The organism is Herbidospora mongoliensis (assembly GCF_001570545.1).
Lineage (GTDB): Bacteria > Actinomycetota > Actinomycetes > Streptosporangiales > Streptosporangiaceae > Herbidospora > Herbidospora mongoliensis.
Map to the genome: position 1 here is coordinate 38,555 of NZ_BBXD01000020.1, position 17,373 is coordinate 55,927.

17 protein-coding genes are annotated in these 17,373 nt (G+C 70.2%); 5 read left to right on the top strand and 12 right to left on the bottom strand.

Annotated elements, in window-relative coordinates; genetic code table 11:
• Window positions 1-12 precede the first annotated feature (12 nt).
• Window positions 13-1,362 (bottom strand): class I adenylate-forming enzyme family protein, encoded by a 1,350-nt coding sequence (locus AW272_RS29515; protein WP_066372073.1) that lies wholly within the window; start codon window positions 1,360-1,362, stop codon window positions 13-15.
• 96 nt (window positions 1,363-1,458) lie between these two features.
• Between AW272_RS29515 and AW272_RS29520 the strand changes: the two genes are divergently transcribed.
• The gene (locus AW272_RS29520) at window positions 1,459-2,148 is read left to right on the top strand and encodes a sulfotransferase family protein (RefSeq protein WP_066372078.1); all 690 of its coding nucleotides are present in this window, start codon (window positions 1,459-1,461) and stop codon (window positions 2,146-2,148) included.
• A gap of 9 nt (window positions 2,149-2,157) precedes the next feature.
• Here AW272_RS29520 and AW272_RS29525 read toward each other — a convergent pair whose 3' ends face one another.
• The 11 genes from AW272_RS29525 to lgt all read right to left on the bottom strand — a co-directional run bounded on the left by AW272_RS29525 (window position 2,158) and on the right by lgt (window position 12,932).
• A complete protein-coding gene (locus AW272_RS29525) occupies window positions 2,158-2,754 on the bottom strand; it encodes a sterol desaturase family protein (RefSeq protein ID WP_066372080.1) in 597 nt (198 codons plus the stop codon).
• A gap of 5 nt (window positions 2,755-2,759) precedes the next feature.
• Window positions 2,760-3,671: a phosphatase PAP2 family protein gene (locus AW272_RS29530; RefSeq protein ID WP_066372083.1), complete on the bottom strand. Its 912-nt coding sequence runs from the start codon at window positions 3,669-3,671 to the stop codon at window positions 2,760-2,762.
• The gene (locus AW272_RS29535) at window positions 3,671-4,864 is read right to left on the bottom strand and encodes a beta-ketoacyl-[acyl-carrier-protein] synthase family protein (protein WP_066372089.1); all 1,194 of its coding nucleotides are present in this window, start codon (window positions 4,862-4,864) and stop codon (window positions 3,671-3,673) included. The genes AW272_RS29530 and AW272_RS29535 overlap by 1 nt, the downstream gene beginning before the upstream one ends.
• The gene (locus AW272_RS29540) at window positions 4,861-6,519 is read right to left on the bottom strand and encodes a beta-ketoacyl reductase (protein ID WP_066372091.1); all 1,659 of its coding nucleotides are present in this window, start codon (window positions 6,517-6,519) and stop codon (window positions 4,861-4,863) included. The genes AW272_RS29535 and AW272_RS29540 overlap by 4 nt, the downstream gene beginning before the upstream one ends.
• The gene (locus tag AW272_RS29545) at window positions 6,516-7,574 is read right to left on the bottom strand and encodes a MupA/Atu3671 family FMN-dependent luciferase-like monooxygenase (protein WP_218011118.1); all 1,059 of its coding nucleotides are present in this window, start codon (window positions 7,572-7,574) and stop codon (window positions 6,516-6,518) included. The genes AW272_RS29540 and AW272_RS29545 overlap by 4 nt, the downstream gene beginning before the upstream one ends.
• Window positions 7,574-8,668: a 3-oxoacyl-ACP synthase III family protein gene (locus AW272_RS29550; RefSeq protein WP_066372093.1), complete on the bottom strand. Its 1,095-nt coding sequence runs from the start codon at window positions 8,666-8,668 to the stop codon at window positions 7,574-7,576. Before AW272_RS29550 ends, AW272_RS29545 begins: the two co-directional genes overlap by 1 nt.
• Window positions 8,661-9,512, bottom strand: coding sequence for a fatty acid desaturase family protein (locus AW272_RS29555; protein WP_083958790.1), 852 nt, complete (start codon window positions 9,510-9,512; stop codon window positions 8,661-8,663). Before AW272_RS29555 ends, AW272_RS29550 begins: the two co-directional genes overlap by 8 nt.
• Window positions 9,513-9,574: 62 nt before the next feature.
• The gene (locus tag AW272_RS29560; RefSeq protein WP_218011119.1) at window positions 9,575-10,252 is read right to left on the bottom strand and encodes an FkbM family methyltransferase; all 678 of its coding nucleotides are present in this window, start codon (window positions 10,250-10,252) and stop codon (window positions 9,575-9,577) included.
• 152 nt (window positions 10,253-10,404) lie between these two features.
• Entirely contained in the window at window positions 10,405-11,082 is a 678-nt protein-coding gene (locus tag AW272_RS29565) for a response regulator (RefSeq protein WP_066372103.1), read from the bottom strand.
• On the bottom strand, window positions 11,079-11,834 hold the full coding sequence (locus tag AW272_RS29570) for a sensor histidine kinase (RefSeq protein ID WP_169807658.1): 756 nt from the start codon (window positions 11,832-11,834) through the stop codon (window positions 11,079-11,081). The genes AW272_RS29565 and AW272_RS29570 overlap by 4 nt, the downstream gene beginning before the upstream one ends.
• 147 nt (window positions 11,835-11,981) lie before the next feature.
• The gene (gene lgt / locus AW272_RS29575) at window positions 11,982-12,932 is read right to left on the bottom strand and encodes a prolipoprotein diacylglyceryl transferase (protein ID WP_157518872.1); all 951 of its coding nucleotides are present in this window, start codon (window positions 12,930-12,932) and stop codon (window positions 11,982-11,984) included.
• A gap of 205 nt (window positions 12,933-13,137) precedes the next feature.
• On the opposite strand from lgt, the gene AW272_RS29580 reads away from it, so the two are divergent.
• The 4 genes from AW272_RS29580 to AW272_RS29595 are packed head-to-tail and all read left to right on the top strand — an operon-like array spanning window position 13,138 to window position 17,344.
• Window positions 13,138-13,896 (top strand): SDR family NAD(P)-dependent oxidoreductase, encoded by a 759-nt coding sequence (locus tag AW272_RS29580; RefSeq protein ID WP_066372111.1) that lies wholly within the window; start codon window positions 13,138-13,140, stop codon window positions 13,894-13,896.
• A complete protein-coding gene (locus AW272_RS29585) occupies window positions 13,893-14,657 on the top strand; it encodes an SDR family NAD(P)-dependent oxidoreductase (RefSeq protein WP_066372114.1) in 765 nt (254 codons plus the stop codon). The genes AW272_RS29580 and AW272_RS29585 overlap by 4 nt, the downstream gene beginning before the upstream one ends.
• A gap of 14 nt (window positions 14,658-14,671) precedes the next feature.
• The gene (locus tag AW272_RS29590) at window positions 14,672-16,780 is read left to right on the top strand and encodes an MMPL family transporter (RefSeq protein WP_066372118.1); all 2,109 of its coding nucleotides are present in this window, start codon (window positions 14,672-14,674) and stop codon (window positions 16,778-16,780) included.
• A 36-nt stretch (window positions 16,781-16,816) separates the two neighbouring features.
• Window positions 16,817-17,344: a hypothetical protein gene (locus AW272_RS29595; protein WP_169807659.1), complete on the top strand. Its 528-nt coding sequence runs from the start codon at window positions 16,817-16,819 to the stop codon at window positions 17,342-17,344.
• Window positions 17,345-17,373 lie beyond the last annotated feature (29 nt).

The following is a 17,373-nucleotide window of genomic DNA, read 5'->3' on the forward strand; positions in this document are numbered from 1 at the left end:
GGCGGGCGATTCTCAGAGAATGGTCAGAGCCAGTAGTGCCCGCTTGTCAGGTTTGCCCGATTCGGCCATCGGGACCTGGTCGATGACCGTGATGGTCGCCGGGACGTGGTCGGCCCCGAGCTCCTCCCGCACGTGCGCCTTCAGGCCCTCAATGTCGGGGTTCGCGCCGACGACGAACGCGTGGGCGGCCTCACCGGTGGACCGGTCGGGGGCGCCGACGACGTAGGCCTCCTCGACGCCGGGGTGGGACTCCAGGACGCGTTCGATGGGACCCAGGTAGACGACCATGGCGTTGACCATGACCGCCTCGCGGGAGCGGCCGACGATGTGGACGTATCCGTCGTCGTCCACGTGGCCGAGGTCCCGGGTCCTGAACCAGCCGTCGAGGAACGGGTCCTCGTCGGCGTTCCAGTACCCCCTCATCTGGTACGGGCTGGACACCAGCAGTTCCCCCTCGTGCGACCTGACCCGCACCCCCGGATGGGGACGGCCGACCGTGTCGCCCTTCGCGGCCAGTTCCTCCGGGGGGAGCACGGAGATCGACCCGGCCTCGGTGGCGCCGTAACCGTGGTAGACGATCGGGCCGAGCAGCCGGGTCGCCTGCTCCAGCCTCGTGGCGGAGATCGGGGAACCGGACACCATCAGGGCGCGCATGTCGGGCAGCCGGGTCTCGGTGTCGATGATCTGGGTCAGCCTCGGCACGGTGATGATCGCGCCGGTGATGCGCAGGTCCTGGTACACGGCGGGGAAGTCCGGTTTCTCCGGGATGACGCAGACGCCGCCGTTTAGCATCGCGAGGGCGAGGAAGTCGACCACGACCATGCTGGCCAGGGTGCCGAACAGGAGATAGCGCTCGAATTCGCCGGCCAGCCTCCGGGCGACGGGGGACCAGTTGGCCGGCTGCCAGGACCAGTGGGCGTCCAGTGCCCCATATGTGATGGCGCAGCCCTTCGGGCGGCCGGTGCTGCCGCTGGTGAAGACCAGCAGGGCCACGTCGTCGGGGCGGCCCATCGGGTCGGGGTGCCATTCCTCGCCGTCGGCCGGGATGCCCTCGTCGTCGATGACGTGGTCGATGTCCATGGCCAGGACGTGGTCGAGTTGCGGCTTGGAGTAGCCCGGCCGGACGCCGACCACCCGGCAGCCCAGGACGTGGGCGGCCATCTGGACGGCGAACGCCTCGGGGGTGACCGACGTGCGGAACGCGATGGCCTTCCCCTGGAGGCCCATGGCGTGCAGGGCGCCGGTCATCCGGCCGATCATGGAATGCAGTTCGGCGCGGGTGACGACACGCGGGCCGTGCTCGAAGACCGGCCGGTCGGGTTCGGTTCGCAGGAGGGCCGTCAGCGGCTCGGGGAAGACCATCGCGTTCTCCTTCGGGACTGCCTCTGGGAAATCGGCGGCGATCGCGATACAACCACCGTGACATCAGAGCCGGATCAGATCGGCCGGAGGCGACTCATGGACGTGATCGGCGCGGGGTTCGGAAGAACCGGGACCAGATCTCTGAAGGCGGCCCTTGAGGTGCTGGGATTCGACCCCTGCCACCACATGGCCGACGTCATCGCCGAGCCGCGCCGGGTGCGGCAGTGGCTCGACGTGGGCGAGGGGCGTTCATCCGACTGGAACACGATCTTCCAGGGGTTCCGCTCGGCGGTGGACTTCCCGGCCTCCTCCTACTGGCGGGAACTGGCCGCCCACTATCCCGAGGCGAAGGTCGTCCTGACCGTGCGCGACCCGGATCGCTGGTACGACAGCGCCCGGGACACCATCTTCCGGCGCGCGATCGAGGCGTCTGTTCCCCGGCCGTGGTGGCGGCGGCTGGTGACCTGGCTGATCACCCGCCGGGTGCCCGATTTCGCGCTGCTCCCGCGCATGGTGAACGCGACGGTCAACGACCGGCTGTTCGACGGCCGGGTGGGCGACCGCGACCACTGCGTCGAGGTGTTCCGGCGCCACGTCGAGGAGGTCAGGGCGGCCATCCCGGCGGAGCGCCTGCTGGTGTTCGAGTGCCGCGAGGGCTGGGAGCCGCTGTGCGCCTTCCTCGGCGTGCCGGTCCCCGACGAGCCGTTCCCTCGGGTCAACGAGCGCGCGGAGTTCCACCGGAAGCGTCCCGGCCGGGCGCTGAGACTGATCGTCCTGGGCCGCTGACGACCGGCCTCAGGCCGGGACCGCGGACTCGGGAACGTCCCGGGTCCGGCGGACCAGGACGTAGTCGTCCACGTAGGCGTCGGCGAGTTCTCCCGTCTCCGGGTCGAGGAGCCAGGGCATGGCGAGGCGTCTGGGGACCGCCAGCGGCGTGGTGAACGGCACGTAGGTGCCGAAGACGTGGTCCCACACGGTCGAGGTGACGCCGAAATTGCGTCTCGGGGTGTGGAAGTGGTGCTGGACGTGCTGCAGGCGCAGCCACCGTCCGTAGGCGGTGCGGGGGGCTTTCATGTGGATGATGCGGTGGACCGATTCGTAGACGACGTACATGAGGCCCAGGCCGACGGGGAAGGCCGTGGCGGCCTCGAAGTCGCCGAGGGCCAGCCGCAGGACCGCGACGCCGACGCCGATGACGAAGGCGACGCCGAGGAGTTTGCGTGGCCAGCCGACCATGTGGGTCGGGTCGGCGTGGTGGAGCGCGTGCTCCTTGGCGAAGGAGTTGCGCAGTTTGCGGGTGTGGAAGAGCTGCCCGTGCAGGAGCCACTCCAGGAAGGTCCAGGTGAGGGCTCCCGCGACGAAATTCGCCAGCAGTGCCAATAGTGTGGTCATCTTTGTTACCCCGCCTTCTCCAGGACCTGGTCGGTGTTTCCCGGCAGCCGATCGGCCGGGCGGTTGAGTTTCATGGCGACCAAAGAGTAGACACCGGCGGCGAAAACCATTCCGGTCAGTCCGTCGACGATGTAATGGTGATTCAGATAGACCGATGCCAAGGTGACCAACGCCCAATACGTGACCGCGACGACGCGCAGTGAACGGAATCTGAAGGCGAACAGGACGGCCAGGAACGTCAGCCCGACGTGCAGCGAAGGGCAGGCGCCGAAGATGTTCACGGCGTTGGGGTAGCTGTTGGAGAACCAGGGGATGCCCACGAGTTCGTCGAACCGGGCCGCGCCCGACGCCTCGCCCGGTGCCGTGAGGACGGCGGGCCCGACGCCGTAGTGATCGACATACCAGGGCGCCGGTGCCGGAAAGGCCAGGTGGGCGACGTAGCCCGCGAGATGGAGCCAGAGCATCGCCCACGTCACCAGTTGCGCGTCGGCCCTGCGTCGGCCGAAGCGCCACCAGGCCGCCAAGAGCAGGAATATGGGATAGAACCCCAAATAGGCCAGGCCGCAGAGCAGGTCCAGCAATGGCAGTGTGTGCGTCTGGAACCAGGCCGCCGGCGTTATCTCGCCCGCCGGTGTGGCGATGCCGAACCACGCGAGTTCCCAGTCGCGTAGCTCGCCCACATAAACGGTTCTGGGAAAGAACCTCGGCACGAAGAAACCGTGGATGTCGTAGGCGGCGACCAGGAGAATGGCGGGAAGAAGGAAACTGGCGACCGGTCGCCATCGCTCCAGCATGGCAATGGTGAATACGCCCACACAGACGAAAATCACGCGCGAAACGGTGATGCCGTCGACAGCGGCGTGAACCCCCAGGAACGCGCCCGCGGCCACTACGGCGACGGCCGTTCTGAGGAACATCACGGCGCCTGCCGGAACACGATGGAGGCGTTCAGCCCGCCGAAGGCGAACGAATTCGACATCACGGTGCGGATGGCGTGCTCCCGGGGGACGTTCGGCACGCAGTCGAGGTCGCACTCGGGGTCGGGCTCGTCGAAGTTGGCGGTCGGAGGGGCCACCCCGTGGTCCATCGACAGCAGCGCCGCCACCGCCTCGATCCCGCCGGACGCGCCCAGGCTGTGGCCGGTGGTGCCCTTGGTCGACGACATGAGCGGCACGTCGCCCGCGCCGAACACCGTCTTGAGCGCGACGGTCTCCGTGGGGTCGTTGGCGCGCGTCCCGGTGCCGTGGGCGTTGATGTAGTCGATGTCGCCGGGCCCTATCCCCGACTCCCGCAACGCCTTCCGCATGGCCATGGCCATGCCGTCGGCGGACGGCCTGGTGAGATGCCCGGCGTCGGCGCTCCAGCCGGTGCCGAGCACCTCGGCGCGGGGGACGAAACCCCGGGCGCGCGCGTGTGCGGCCGATTCGAGGACCAGCATGCCCGCGCCTTCGGCGAGGACGAGGCCGGCGCGTCCCCGGGCGAACGGACGGCAGGTGTCCTTGGAGAGCACGCCGAGGGCGTTCCAGGCGGTCAGCGGGCCCTCCGCCAGGCAGGCTTCGGCGCCGCCGCAGACGGCGACGTCGACGACGCCCGACTCGACGAGCTTGGCGGCGATGCCGATCGCGTGGGTGGCCGACGCGCAGGCGCTGTTCACCACGAAGGCGGGGCCCTGGAAGCCGAAGGCGGTGGCGATCCAGCTGGCGACCGCGCTGTTCATCATTCTCGGCACGGTCAGCGGGCTGACGCGCGGGCGGCGCTGACGGTAGAGCAGGTCGTACTGCTCGTCGATGGTGGCCACGCCCGCCGCGCCGCTGCCGACGATCACCGCGACCCGGTCCGGGTCGCAGAGCTCGGCCTTGAGTCCGGCGTCGTCGAGGGCGCTCCGGGCGGCGGCCACGGCGATCAGGGCGGAGCGGTCGCTCAGGGCCGGTCTGAGCAGGGAGTCCGTGAGGAAGTCGGTCTTTATCTCCGCCACGGGGACCTTCACCTGCGGGTAGGCCGACGGCGGGGCGAAGTGGGGGAGCGGGTGGGTGAGCGACGTCCAGAACTCGTCCAGGGTCGACCCGATCGAGGTCAGGACGCCCGCGCCGGACACCGTGACGCCGTTCATCGGATGCGCTCGCCGAGTTTGACGGCCAGGGTCCTGAGCGTGATGTCCATGTTGACCAGGAGCTCGTCCAGCTCGAAGCGGACGGCGAACTCGCGGTCGATCACGAAGAGCAGTTCGAGCGCGATGAGCGAGTCGATGCCCAGCTCGAACAGCGGCCGATGAGGGTCCACGTCCTGGAGATCGAGGAGCAGCATGGTGGCCAGATGCGCCCGGATCACTTCAGCGACGAGGTCGACGCGCCGCTCCTCGTCCAGGCCGGTCAGGAGTTCCAGTGACATCCCGACCGACTCGACGGCGGCGAGCTGCTCCAGCACCGGCCGCTCCCGGAACCACGGCAGCGCGCTGAGCGCCGACTCGTCCCAGGCGACCACGGTGAGGTTCGGCTCGTCCTGCGCCAGGGCCATGCCGACCGTGGAGAGCACCTGGTCGACGGTGAGCCGCCTGAGGCCCAGGCGTTCCCACACCTCGTGCAGGTCGGCTCCCTCGGGTGTGGCGCCGAAGCCCACGTCGCCGATCGGGCCCCAGGCGATGCTCACGGGGCGTACCGGGCCGCCGTGGAGGCGGCGGGCCACGCCGTCGAGCACGGCGTTCGCGGCCGCGTAGTTGGCCTGTCCCGGTGAGCCGAGTGTGGCGGCGGCCGAGGAGAACAGGACCATCGCCTCCGCGCCCACCTCCTCGGCGAGCTCGCTCAGCAGCAGCGCCCCGCCGGCCTTGGCGCCGAGCAGCAGCCGGGTCTGCTCCGGGGTGGTGGAACCGAGGGACGCCACGGACGAACGGCCGTCGGCCTGCCACCGGGAGGCCAGGTGGAACACGCCGCCGACGGCTTCGCCGCGCAGGCGCGCGGTGAGCCGGCGCACCGGCTCAGGGTCGCCGACGTCGAGGACCTCGTATTCGGCGGCGCAGCCCAGGCTCTCGAGCTGGCGCAGGTTCCGCTTCCGGTCGCCGTCGAGCGCACTCTGGCCAAGGACGAGGAGCCGTTTCGCCCCGTTGCGGGCGAGCCAGCGCTCGATCTCGAAGCTGAGGCCCATCATGCCGCCGCTGACGATGTGCAGGCGCTCCATCGAGATGCCCCGGCCGCTGACGACGGGCGGCAGCGTGGAGGCCCGCAGCCGGGCGACGGACCAGCCGTCGTCGTGCAGCACGACCTCGTCCTCCGCGGATCCGGAGAGCAGGTAGTCCGCCAGCATCGCGGCGGCCACCCCGGGGTCGTCGACGTCCAGGTCCACCAACCCGCCCCAGCTGCCGGGGTTCTCGACGGCGTGGCAGCGGCCCAGCGCCCAGGCGAAGTCCTGCTCGGGGCGGGGCACGCCGTCCCTGGCGGGGCCGCGCAGGCCGGTTCTGGTGACGATCCACAGCCGGGTTCCCGGCCGGGACGAGGCCCGCTGACAGGCCCGGACGACGGCGTGCGCCCACTCCCAGTCGCCCGCGCTCTCCTCGACGAAGAAGACGTGATGGTCGCCTTCGGCGGTGCCCGGAGCGGAGCGCAGGTCCTCGCGCGCCGCCGGCAGGATCGCGGCGAGGCGGTCGGCGGTCCGGCTCGGGCCCCACGATCGGACGACCCACGTCGCCTCCTTGCCCGCGCGCCGCTCGAACGCGCCGGTCTTCTCCCAGTACGGCGTCAGGATGCGGACGTCGTCCGCTGCGTCCATGGTCATGCTCTGTTCCCCCGTACGACGTGATCGTTGACCTCACCGAGATGGGGCATCTGCTGCCGGACCCGCTCGCCGCGCAGGCCGAAGTCCACGAGACACGCGATCTCGTCCGCGCCGATGTCCCGCATGACCTTGATCGTGTGGAGGGCGTCCTGGGGCGTCCCGATCAGCGACCGGCCGTCCAGGGCGCGCTCGAAGTGGACGCGGGCGAACTGGTCGACGTAGCCGGCGTTCAGCCGGTTGAGGTCGACGCTGCGGTTCCGCGCGGTGGCCAGGCCCCTGGCCAGGGGCGCGATCTGCTTGAGGTGCTCGCAGTAGGGGGCCCGGACGGTCTCGATCACCTCGTCGCGGTCCTGGCCGACGAAGGTGTGCAGCATGACCGCGACCCGTCCCTCGGCGGGATCGTGCCCGGCCTGGGCGAACTCCTCGCGGTAGACGCCGATGTTCTCCGCCAGTTTCTGGAGGTTCCCGTCCAGGACGTGGGTCAGCACGCCCTCACCGCGCCGCCCGGCGCTGCGGAAGGTCTCGATGCTCTGCGCCGCCGCGATCCAGACCGGCAGGTCGCGTTGCACCGGACGCGGCAGCGCCCGCACGCGGACCGTCTCGCCGCTCCCGGAGCGGGCGTCGTGCAGGCCGCCCCGCCACAGGGACTGGATCTCGTCGATCAGCTCGAACAGCAGGGCGTGCCGGCGCTCGTAGCGGTCGGGGAAGAACGCGAAGTCGCTCGGCATCCAGCCCGAGGCGAAGCCCGCCTCCAGCCGCCCGCCGCAGAGGTGGTCGAGCATCGCGAGCTCTTCGGCGAGCCGCAGGGGATGGTGCAGCGTGGCCACCAGGCTGCCGGAGCGGAGCGTGAGGCGGCTGGTCCGGACGGCGATGGCCGCCAGCAGCGGAATCGGGTTCGGGAAGGGCGCGCCGAAGCTGGAGAAATGCCGCTCCGGCAGCCAGATTCCGGCGAAACCGCGCCGGTCGGCGATCTCGGCGAGGTCGAGGATCGTCTGGTACTGGTCACCGGTCTTCGCCTCCAGTTCGCCGGAGAAGAACATGAGACTCAGCCGCATCAGCGCACCCCCTCGACGTAGGCGAAGCCGCCGTACATGAACTTGGTGGCCTCCGCGCCCAGCACGCCGAGCGTCTGGCCGGGGCGCAGCATGCGCTGCTCGCGGACGCTGTGCAGGCCGAGCCACGTCGAGGCGGAACCGGTGTTGCCGTAGTCGGCCGCGCAGTTGTGGAACCTGTCCTCGGGGACGCCGAGGATGGGCGCCAGGATCTCGGCCAGGCGTCCGTTGGTCTGGTGGGCGAGGTAGCGCGACACCTCGTCGACGCCGGCGGCCCGCAGCGCCTCGAAACCGGCGCTGAACAGCGCCAGGCCGTGCTCGCGGGTCAGCGCGTAGTCGTTGATGAAACTGCGCCGGACCGGGGAGTCCCCGGCGGAATGCGCCGGGTGCGACGACCCTCCGGCCGCGAGGCTGAAACCGGCGGGTCTCCCCAGCCCCTGCGAGCCGAAGTAGACGCTGTGCAGGTGGGCTCCCGGGCCGTCGTCGTACCGGGTCAGGATCACCGCGCCCGCTCCGTCGCCCATCTGCGCGACGTTCACCAGCTGGCCCCGGTCGACGAGCGCGTCTTCGGGGTCGAAGAGGACGGAACCGGTCTCGCTCCCCACGATGCAGACGCAGTCGGCGGCCCGCGACGTGAGCATGGCACTGGCGATCATGAGCGCGTTCGCGAAGCCGGTGCAGGCCTGCCGGAGCTCCATGAACTGGCCGGGGTAGCCGAGACGGTCGGCGACCCACGCGATGTTCGGGGGCAGCAGTGTGTGGGGCGAGGTGGTGTGCCCGATCAGCAGGTCGACGTCGCCGACCGTGAGATCGGCCGCGTCGAGCGCGGCGCGGACGGCCCGCTCGCACAGCTCGGGGTTCGTGTCGCCGGGACGGGGCAGCTCGCGGGGCGCGGCCAGATCACGGGACAGGTAGCGGGAGTAGATGCCGAGCTGGCCCGCGATGGCGCCGACGAACTCGGACGTGTGCTTGCCGGCCCGCAGGGCCATGAACTCGACCATGTCCTCGTTGGAGCGGGACTTGCCGGGCAGCGCCGCGCCGGTGCCCGCAACGCCCAGTTTCGCGGGGATCATCCGGTACGGCTGGGCCTCAGTCATTCGCACCGACCTTCCGCTGCCAGGACTTGGGCAGGAAGAGGGGGTTGCCGATCAGCCGCCGGACGAAGGCGACGGCGAACCCACGCTCGTAGGGCACCCCGGCGGCCTGCAGATCACCGCGCAGCGCCTCCGCGGCCGCGACCAGCCGGGGTCCGGGCACGGCCGGATAGAGGTGGTGCTCGGCGTGGCGGTTCGCGCCGCTGAGGAAGGCCTGCCCGAAGACGTCGCAGTCGAAGGACGTGCTGGCCGCCAGGGTGTCGTCGTCGTCCAGCCCCTGGTGGTAGACGATGTCGTTCATGCTGCCGAGGACCCACCCGGCGAGGATCGTCCAGAGAAGGAACTGCCACTGCGCCGCCGGCAGCAGCAGGCTCCACCCCCAGTAGAAGGCCACCGCCAGGAGCGGACCCCGGAGCGCCGCCACCCCGCCCTTCTGCCGGAACGCCAGGAACGGCGCCCGCACCAGCAGGAAGATCGGCGCGCCGATCACGGCCGCGACCGCGAGCAGCGCCATCGTGACCGGCTTCGGCTTGCGGGGATAGATGATCTCCTGCGGGTCGCGCTCGGTGCGGAAGCGCGCGTGGTGGGTCAGGTGGGCGATGCGATAGCCCGTGTACGACGTCCCGACCACGATCGACAGCGCCTCGCCGATCAGCCTGTTGACCTTGCCGCGCCGCGCCAGATGCCCGTGCGCCGACTCGTGCATCAGGCCGAAGACGCCGATGAACGAGAACGCGCCGACGACGAGGGCGATCGCTTTCACCAGTATTTCCAATGAACCCGAATAATTCGACCCGAACGCGACCGCCGCGATCAGCAACAAGACATAGGCCGGGAACTTCCACATCTGCCAGGAGACTGGACGGAAGTATTCATCCGGCAATGAGCCGCGGAACTCTGTTCCCGATGTCACACCAGGTCCTTTGCCGAGAAAAGGTAATTGCGGCGCGCGGCCGTCACCCGCTCGGCCCCGGCCCAGCGGCCGGCCGCCCAGCGGTACATGGTGTAACCGCGGTCGCGCAGGTAGCCGACGATGTCGTCGGGGGTCATGCCGTACTTGTCCAGATGCCGTTCGATGATCTCCAGCAGGAGCGTCGGGCGGCACCGCTCGACGACCCCCTCGGCGCCCGCGAGCACCCCCGCCTCGAACCCCTCGACGTCCACCTTCACGAAGTCGACACGGTCGATGCCCTGCCGGGCGCAGATCTCGTCGAGCGTGCGGACCTGGACCGTCAGCGTGCGGCGCGACACCTTGCGCAGCGGGCGCTGCAGCCCGATCTGCAGGTGCGCCCAGGTGGAGATCGGCAGGCCGAACCGGTAGGGCAGCGTCATCTGGTGAGAGCCGTCGACCGGCCCGAGCGCCGCGTTGTACACGTGGATCTGGTCGGCCCCCGAGGCGCGGCGGCCCGCCGCCAGGATCCGGTAGGGGCTCCGCAGCGGCTCGAAACTGTGCACCTGCCCGGCCGGGCCCACGAGCCCGGCCAGCGGATAGGTGTACATCCCGTACGAGGCGCCGACGTCGAAGCACACGTCGCCGGGCCGGACGAGCTGAGCCAGCCCGAGCAGTTCTGGCTCGCTGATGGACACGGTGGCACAACCACGCAATGCCATGTCCAGGACACTGAGCCGGAAGGCGCTATTCACACGGTCGAACCTAAACGCGGGAATGCGAGGCGGTATATCCCACTGGGGAGCCAATCCCGCGCGTCCGATTCACCCCTCGGGGGGTGATTAGACGGTCAGCCGCCGCGCCTTCCCGCACCGACGAGTCCGCTTTCGTAGGCGAAGATTACGGCCTGTGCCCGGTCGCGCAGACCGAGTTTGCGGAATACCCGGCCGACGTGTGATTTCACCGTTTCCTCCGCGACGCTCAGCGCCGCGGCGATCTCGGTGTTGGACAGGCCGCCCGCGATGAGCCGGAGCACGTCGATCTCGCGGGCGGTCAGCGCGTTGAGGCGGGTCGCCTCGTAGGCGTCGGCGGGGGTCCGGGTGGCGAACGTCTCGATCAGCCGCAGCGTCACCGACGGGGCGAGCATGGCGTCTCCCCGGGCGATGATCCGGACGGCGTTGATGAGGTCGTCCGGGGGCGCGTCCTTCAGCAGGAACCCGTTCGCCCCGCTGCCCAGCGCCGCGTAGACGTAGTCGTCGACGTCGAAGGTGGTGAGGATCAGCACCTTCGGGCGGTAGCCGCGGTCGGCGGCCATGTCGAAGATCTGCCGCGTCGCCTGGAGGCCGTCGAGCTCCGGCATGCGGATGTCCATGAGCACGACGTCGGGACGCGACTCCCGCACGGCCGCCACCGCCCGGACGCCGTCACCGGCCTCGCCCACCACCCGGATGTCCGGCTGGGCGTTCAGCAGCGCCGCGAACCCCGCCCGGACCATCGCCTGGTCGTCGGCGATCACCACAGTGATCATCGGGTGGCCGCCAGCGGCAGGGTCGCGCTGACCGTGAAACCGCCGTGGCCGTCCGAGCCCGTGGTGAGCTCGCCGCCGAGGGCGGCCACCCGCTCCCGCATGCCGACCAGCCCGAACCCGGACCGCGCCGACGTGAGGTCGGGCAGGTCGGCGCCGGGCCGCCCGTTCTCCACCTCGACCAGCAACCTGTCTCCCGCGTCGTTCGTCCGCACCCGCACCGCCGTCGGCGCTCCGGTGGCGTGGCGTACGACATTGCTGAGCGCCTCCTGGATGATCCGGTAGGCGGTGAGGGACACGGCGGGGCCGGGTGGATGGGGCGGATCGGCGATCGTCAGCCGGACCGCGAGCCCCGCGTGGCGGGTGGACTCCACCAGCCGGGGCAGATCGGCCAGACCGGGCGACGGCGCGTCGCCCGCGTGGCGGAGCGCGGACAGGAGCTGCCGCATCTCCCGCAGGGACTCCCGGGCCCCGACGTTGATCGTCTGGAACTCCCTGCTCACCTCTTCCGACACCCCGTCTTCGATGCGATAGGGCGCGGTCGCCGCCTGGACCGCGATGACCGACATGTGGAACGCCACGATGTCGTGCAGCTCGCGGGCGATCCGCGCGCGCTCGTCCGGCAACTGCCGCGGACACGCGTCGTTCCGCCGCCTCCCCTTGCGCCCGAGCACCAGTGACACGCCCCAGACGACCACGGGAAGCGCGAGCAGGAAAAAGAGGGGAACGCGGAGGACGAACATCGCCGTGTTCACCACGGACAGCAGAACGCCCCCCGCCAGGAAGGGCCACCGCCATAAAACCGGTTGACGAGTGGACGATAATCGTGGCGCAAATGTGAAAATACCAGCCATGGAAATGGCCATGACCTGACTCACCCCCGTGCGGCGCGACAGCCGCGGTCAGTGCACCTGTCTTTCGTCTGATCGTGATGCGGTCTGTTCACCCGCGTCGTGGTCGCGGAACTCTTCTTCGGTGACGGACAGGAACCCCCTGCCGCCGGGATGGGGAATGACGAACTCCTGCGGCCCCCTACGCAGCAGGAAATAGGCCAGTGCGAGCAGGAATAGCGCAATCGCGACCCAGACGTTGAGCCGCTGGCCGAAGAACACCAGGGCGTCGTCCACCCGCAGTGCCTCGATCCAGGCGCGGCCCGCGGTGTAGGCCATCACGTAGAGCGCGAACGCGCGTCCCCTGCCGAGCCCGTGGCGGCGTTCGAGCCAGAGGACCAGCGCGATCACCCCGAGGTTCCAGACCATCTCGTAGAGGAACGCGGGATGGTAGAGCCCCTCCAACAGGACCGGCCTGCCGTCGACGCCGATCTCCGCGGCGCCGTTGGCCATCTGGTGCACTTCGAGGCCCCAGGGCAGATCGGTCCGGCCGCCGTAGAGCTCGTTGTTGAACCAGTTGCCCAGACGGGCGATGACCTGCCCGACCGGCAGCCCCACCGCGATGCAGTCGGCGAAGAACGTGAAGCTCAGCCCCAGCCTTCTGCACGCGATCCAGGCCCCCAGCGCACCTCCGGCGACCGCGCCCCAGATGCTGATGCCGCCTTCCCAGATCTTGAGGGCTCCCACGATGCCCTCGCCTCCGGCGCCCCAGTACTTCTCCGGACTGGTGATGACGTGGTAGAGACGCGCGCCGACGAGACCGAACGGCACCGCCCACGTGACGATCTGCGAGTCGAGCCGGGGCGGCGCGCCGCGGCTGCGCATCCGCCGGTCGGTGACGATGCTCGCGGCGACGATGCCGGCGATCATGCACAGCGCATAAGCCCGGATCGGAATCTCAGCAAACCCGAGGTCCACCGACCAGACTCCGACAGATGGGCTGGGAATGCTCGCGATTGCCACGGAAAAACAATAATGCCATTACGTCGGGGGAGTACAGCCCATACACCTGACATCTGAATTGTAGCCATCAGTGAGCATTCCAAGACAATCGGTGCGCCGGGAACGTTCCCGGCGCCGGTCCCGGACGACTTCACCGACACCGATGAGAAACATTGAGTTCCCCGCACTCTCGAAAACGAGTTGAACTCTCACTTATATTCGGGAAATGCCAAACACTCTCGTCACGGGTGCCACGGCCGGTCTCGGGCTGGAATTCGCACGTCAGCTGGCGGCTCGCGGCGACGCGGTCGTGCTCGTCGCACGGACGGAAAGCAGGCTGCGGGAAGTGGCCGCCGAGCTCGAATCCGCCTACGGCGTCCCGGTCGAGGTGCTCGTCGCCGACCTCGCCGTCCCGGCCGACGTCGACCGGGTCGGCGAGCGGGCCGCGACCGCCGACAGGGTGGTGAACAGCGCCGGATTCGGCCTGCGCCAGAGGTTCCTGGACAACGACCTCGCCGCCGAGGAGGAGATGTTCCAGGTCCTGTGCCGGGCCGTGCTCGCCGTCTGCCATGCCGCCGGGCAGGGGATGAGGGAGCGCGGCGGCGGACAGATCATCAACGTGTCCAGCGTGGTTGGCTGGCTGGCCACGGGCACGTACTCGGCGGCGAAATCCTGGGTCACGGTGTTCAGCGAGAGCCTGGCGGGCGAGCTCGCCCCCGCCGGAGTCGGCGTCACCGCCCTGTGCCCCGGCCTGGTCCGCACCGAGTTCCACCAGCGGGCCGGGATCGGGACCGAGACGATCCCGGCTCAGGCCTGGCTCGACGCGCGGCGGGTCGTCCGCGACTGCCTGCGCGACGCGGACAGGGGAAAGGTGATCTCGGTCCCGGGGTGGCGGTACAAGGCGATCGTGACGGCCGCGCGGCTGGCTCCCCGGCGTCTCGTCCGGCGGAGCGGCACCGCCGTGGCGGGGGCCCGCCGGACATGACGACGACTGCGATGATCACCGGGGCCAGTTCGGGGATCGGGCTGGAGTTCGCCCGTCAGCTGGGCGCGCGCGGCCACCACCTCGTTCTCGTCTCCAACGAGGCCGATCGCCTCGAAATGGTCTGCGCGGAGCTCGCCGAAACCTACGGCGTCAAGGCCGAGGCCGTCTTCGCCGACTTGTCGGTGCGCGCCGACGTCGCACGGGTCGCCGAACGCGCGGGCGCCGTCGACATCCTGGTCAACAACGCCGGGTTCGGGCTCAGGAAGTGGTTTCTCGGCAATGAGCGGGCCGTCGAGGAGGCGCTCCTCGACGTGATGTGCCGTGCGGTGCTGGTGCTCAGCCACGCCGCCGGGCGTGGCATGCGGGACCGGGGCGAAGGCGCGATCGTCAACGTGGCCAGCATCGCGGGCTGGGTCGCGGGCGGCACCTACTCCGCGGCCAAGTCGTGGATCATCGCGTTCAGCGAGGGACTGGCCACCGAACTGGCCCCCGCCGGGGTCACCGTGACGGTGCTGTGCCCGGGGTTCGTCCGTACGGAGTTCCACCGGCGGTCCCAGATCAGCGTCGATAAGCTGCCCGACGCCCTGTGGCTCGACGCGGGCCGGGTCGTCCGCGACTGCCTCGCCGACGTCGACAGAGGCAGGGTGATCTCGGTGCCGGGCCCGGTCTACAAAGTGATCGCCTGGTTCGCCCGGTGCGTGCCCCGCCGATACGTGCGCAGCGGCGGAAAGATCACCCGACATCGCCCGCCACTTCGGTGAGGGCCGGAGGACACATGAGCGCTGCGGTACATGACGGCAAGGCCGCCCGGACCGTCGCGGCGGTGGGCCGGGCGTGCGTCCGGCACCGGTTCGCCGTCATCGGCGCGTGGGTGCTGCTGGTTCTCACGCTGGTGCTGGCCGCCAGGGCCATCGGCACGCCGACCGACAACGACGTGAGCCTGCCGGGCACCGACTCCCAGCTCGTCCGCGACCTGACCGCGTCACCGGAGGCGCCCCTCACCACCGGGACCGTGATCCTGGTGGCCGCAGACGCGCGGCTCGACGACACGGCCCTGGCGGCGACGGCCGCCGCCCTGCGGGGCGCCGAGCACGTGACCTCGGTGAAGCCGCCCTCGGCACGCGAGGGGTCGCTGTCGGCCGACGGGCGCACCGGCTGGTTCACGGTGGGCCTGGACGTCCGCAGGGCGGAGCTCACCAAACCCGTCGCCCGCGCCGTCACCGACGCCGCCCGGTCCGCAGCCGGCGACGACGGGCCGCGGGTCCTTCCCGGCGGGGCGTTCGCCCAGGCCATCGACGGCTCGGGCAGCACGGGCGACGAGTACTTCGGCGTGATCCTGGCGTCCCTCGTGCTCTTCCTGGCGCTCGGCGGCGTGGTCGGCGCGGTGCTGGCGCTGCTGTCGGCGGCGCTCTCGGTGGTCGCGACGCTGGAGATCGTGGGGCTGGCGGGGAACCTGACCTCGATGCCGGCCCAGGCGTCGACGCTGGCTCTCATGATCGGCCTCGGTGTCGGCATCGACTACTCGCTGTTCCTGCTCAACAGGTTCCGCACCCTCACCCGGTCGGGCCTGGTGGTGCCGGAGGCGATCGAGCGCGCGGCCCGCGACTCCGGCACCGCGGTCGCCGTCGCCGGTGTGACGGTCGCGGTCGCGCTCGCCGGGCTGAGCCTGACGGGGGTGCCCCTGCTGCGGACCCTCGCCTGGACGTGCGGGATCGCGGTCTTGTTCGCCGTGCTCGCCGCGCTCACCCTGCTCCCCGCGCTGACCTCGCTCGCCGGGGCCCGGCTCGCCCGGGGCGGCGTGCTGTACAACCGGCTGACCCGCCGCACCGGCTCCGGCGGATTCTGGGCGCGTCAGGCCGACCGGGTGACCCGGCGGCCCTGGCTGGCCGGCGGGTTCGCGGTCGTGCTGCTGGTCCTGCTCGCCGCACCGGCGATCGACCTGCGGCTCGGCCAGCTCGACGCCGGGTCATCACCGGAGGTCACCGCCGTCCGCCAGGCCAACGACGCCGTCTCTACGGCGTTCGGCCCAGGGACAGGCACTCCGGTGACCGTGCTCGGCCGGTCGTCGACGCCGCTCACCGACCCTCAGGTAGCCGACCTCGTGGCGATGGTGCGGGCCCAGCCGGAGGTGGCCGCCGTGGGGCCGCCGACGCCGCATGGGGACGGGCGGGTCGTCACGGTCCAGGCGGTCCCGTCGACCTCGGGCGGCGACCCGGCGACGGCGGGCCTCGTCCACCGCCTTCGGGGCGAGCCGGTGCCGGGTATGACCGTGCACGTCGGCGGGACCGTCGCCGCCCGGGTCGACCTGGCCGAGCGGGTCACCGACAGGCTGCCGCTGGTCATCGGGGTCGTGCTGCTGCTGTCGGTGGTGGTGCTGCTCCTGGCCTTCCGGGCGCCGCTGCTCGCCCTCAAGGCCGCGGTGATGGACCTCATCTCCATCGGGGCGGCCTACGGCGTGCTGACGGCGGTGTTCACCTGGGGATGGGGGGTCACGTGGATCGGGCTCTCCGGTCCGATCCCCATTCCGAGCTTCGTGCCGCTCATGCTCTTCGCCCTGCTGTTCGGCCTGTCGATGGACTACGAGGTGTTCCTGCTCAGCGACGTCCGGCGCCGCTGGCACCAGACGGGGGACAACCTGCGGTCGGTCCGCGAGGGCCTGCTCGGCACCGGCCGGGTGATCACGGCGGCGGCGGCGATCATGGTCGGCGTCTTCCTCGCCTTCGTGCCCAACAACGACCCGACCATCAAGATGTTCGGCGTCGGCCTGGCGGTCGCGATCGCCGTGGACGCGACGGTTGTCCGCTGCCTGCTCGTCCCGGCCACGATGGCGATGCTCGGCGACCTCACCTGGTGGACGCCGGGCCGCAAGAATAAAGCGGTCTGAATTCGATATACCCGTCTTATATGCACCATTATACGGATGGCGCTGATACGTCGAATATTCTGGCGAGGTCGTTACAATTCCGGCGAAAGCAGGTATGTCGTGGCCAATCTCCAGATCGCAGAGAACAAAGCGCGCAGCGGAAAGCGTTCATTCCGGGCCGTGGTGGGCGCATTCGTCATCGCGCTGTTCGCGACGATGATCGTCGGCGCCTCGCCGGCCCACGCGGACGTCTACGCCGGCACGTTGTTCAAGACCCTGCCGTCGGACCACTACATTCTCAGCACCAACGGAAACTACAAGCTCATCATGCAGACGGACGGCAACCTCGTCCTCTACCGGAAGTCCGGCGGCAGCTGGGCCGCCTGCTGGGGAAGCAACACGTGGGGCCAGTCGATCTCCGCGGCGGTGCTCGACCGCACGTCGACCACGCAGGCCCGGCTCACGGTCGGCTCCATCCCGCTGTACGGCTACATTCCGCCCGGCGTCTCGTGGGCGAACATCAATGTCAACGTGAACAATTCCGGGAAGTTGTACGTCGCCTACACGGTCGTGGCGTCCTGCTGAAACACGAAAAGGCCACCCGCGATCATCGC

Bases quoted from the DNA above. Each gene is read 5' to 3' on its own strand.
- AW272_RS29515 (WP_066372073.1), bottom strand. From the start codon at position 1,362: ATGGTCTTCCCCGAGCCGCTGACGGCCCTCCTGCGAACCGAACCCGAC.
- AW272_RS29520 (WP_066372078.1), top strand. From the start codon at position 1,459: ATGGACGTGATCGGCGCGGGGTTCGGAAGAACCGGGACCAGATCTCTG.
- AW272_RS29525 (WP_066372080.1), bottom strand. From the start codon at position 2,754: ATGACCACACTATTGGCACTGCTGGCGAATTTCGTCGCGGGAGCCCTC.
- AW272_RS29530 (WP_066372083.1), bottom strand. From the start codon at position 3,671: ATGTTCCTCAGAACGGCCGTCGCCGTAGTGGCCGCGGGCGCGTTCCTG.
- AW272_RS29535 (WP_066372089.1), bottom strand. From the start codon at position 4,864: ATGAACGGCGTCACGGTGTCCGGCGCGGGCGTCCTGACCTCGATCGGG.
- AW272_RS29540 (WP_066372091.1), bottom strand. From the start codon at position 6,519: ATGACCATGGACGCAGCGGACGACGTCCGCATCCTGACGCCGTACTGG.
- AW272_RS29545 (WP_218011118.1), bottom strand. From the start codon at position 7,574: ATGCGGCTGAGTCTCATGTTCTTCTCCGGCGAACTGGAGGCGAAGACC.
- AW272_RS29550 (WP_066372093.1), bottom strand. From the start codon at position 8,668: ATGACTGAGGCCCAGCCGTACCGGATGATCCCCGCGAAACTGGGCGTT.
- AW272_RS29555 (WP_083958790.1), bottom strand. From the start codon at position 9,512: ATGTGGAAGTTCCCGGCCTATGTCTTGTTGCTGATCGCGGCGGTCGCG.
- AW272_RS29565 (WP_066372103.1), bottom strand. From the start codon at position 11,082: ATGATCACTGTGGTGATCGCCGACGACCAGGCGATGGTCCGGGCGGGG.
- AW272_RS29580 (WP_066372111.1), top strand. From the start codon at position 13,138: ATGCCAAACACTCTCGTCACGGGTGCCACGGCCGGTCTCGGGCTGGAA.
- AW272_RS29585 (WP_066372114.1), top strand. From the start codon at position 13,893: ATGACGACGACTGCGATGATCACCGGGGCCAGTTCGGGGATCGGGCTG.
- AW272_RS29590 (WP_066372118.1), top strand. From the start codon at position 14,672: ATGAGCGCTGCGGTACATGACGGCAAGGCCGCCCGGACCGTCGCGGCG.
- AW272_RS29595 (WP_169807659.1), top strand. From the start codon at position 16,817: ATGGCGCTGATACGTCGAATATTCTGGCGAGGTCGTTACAATTCCGGC.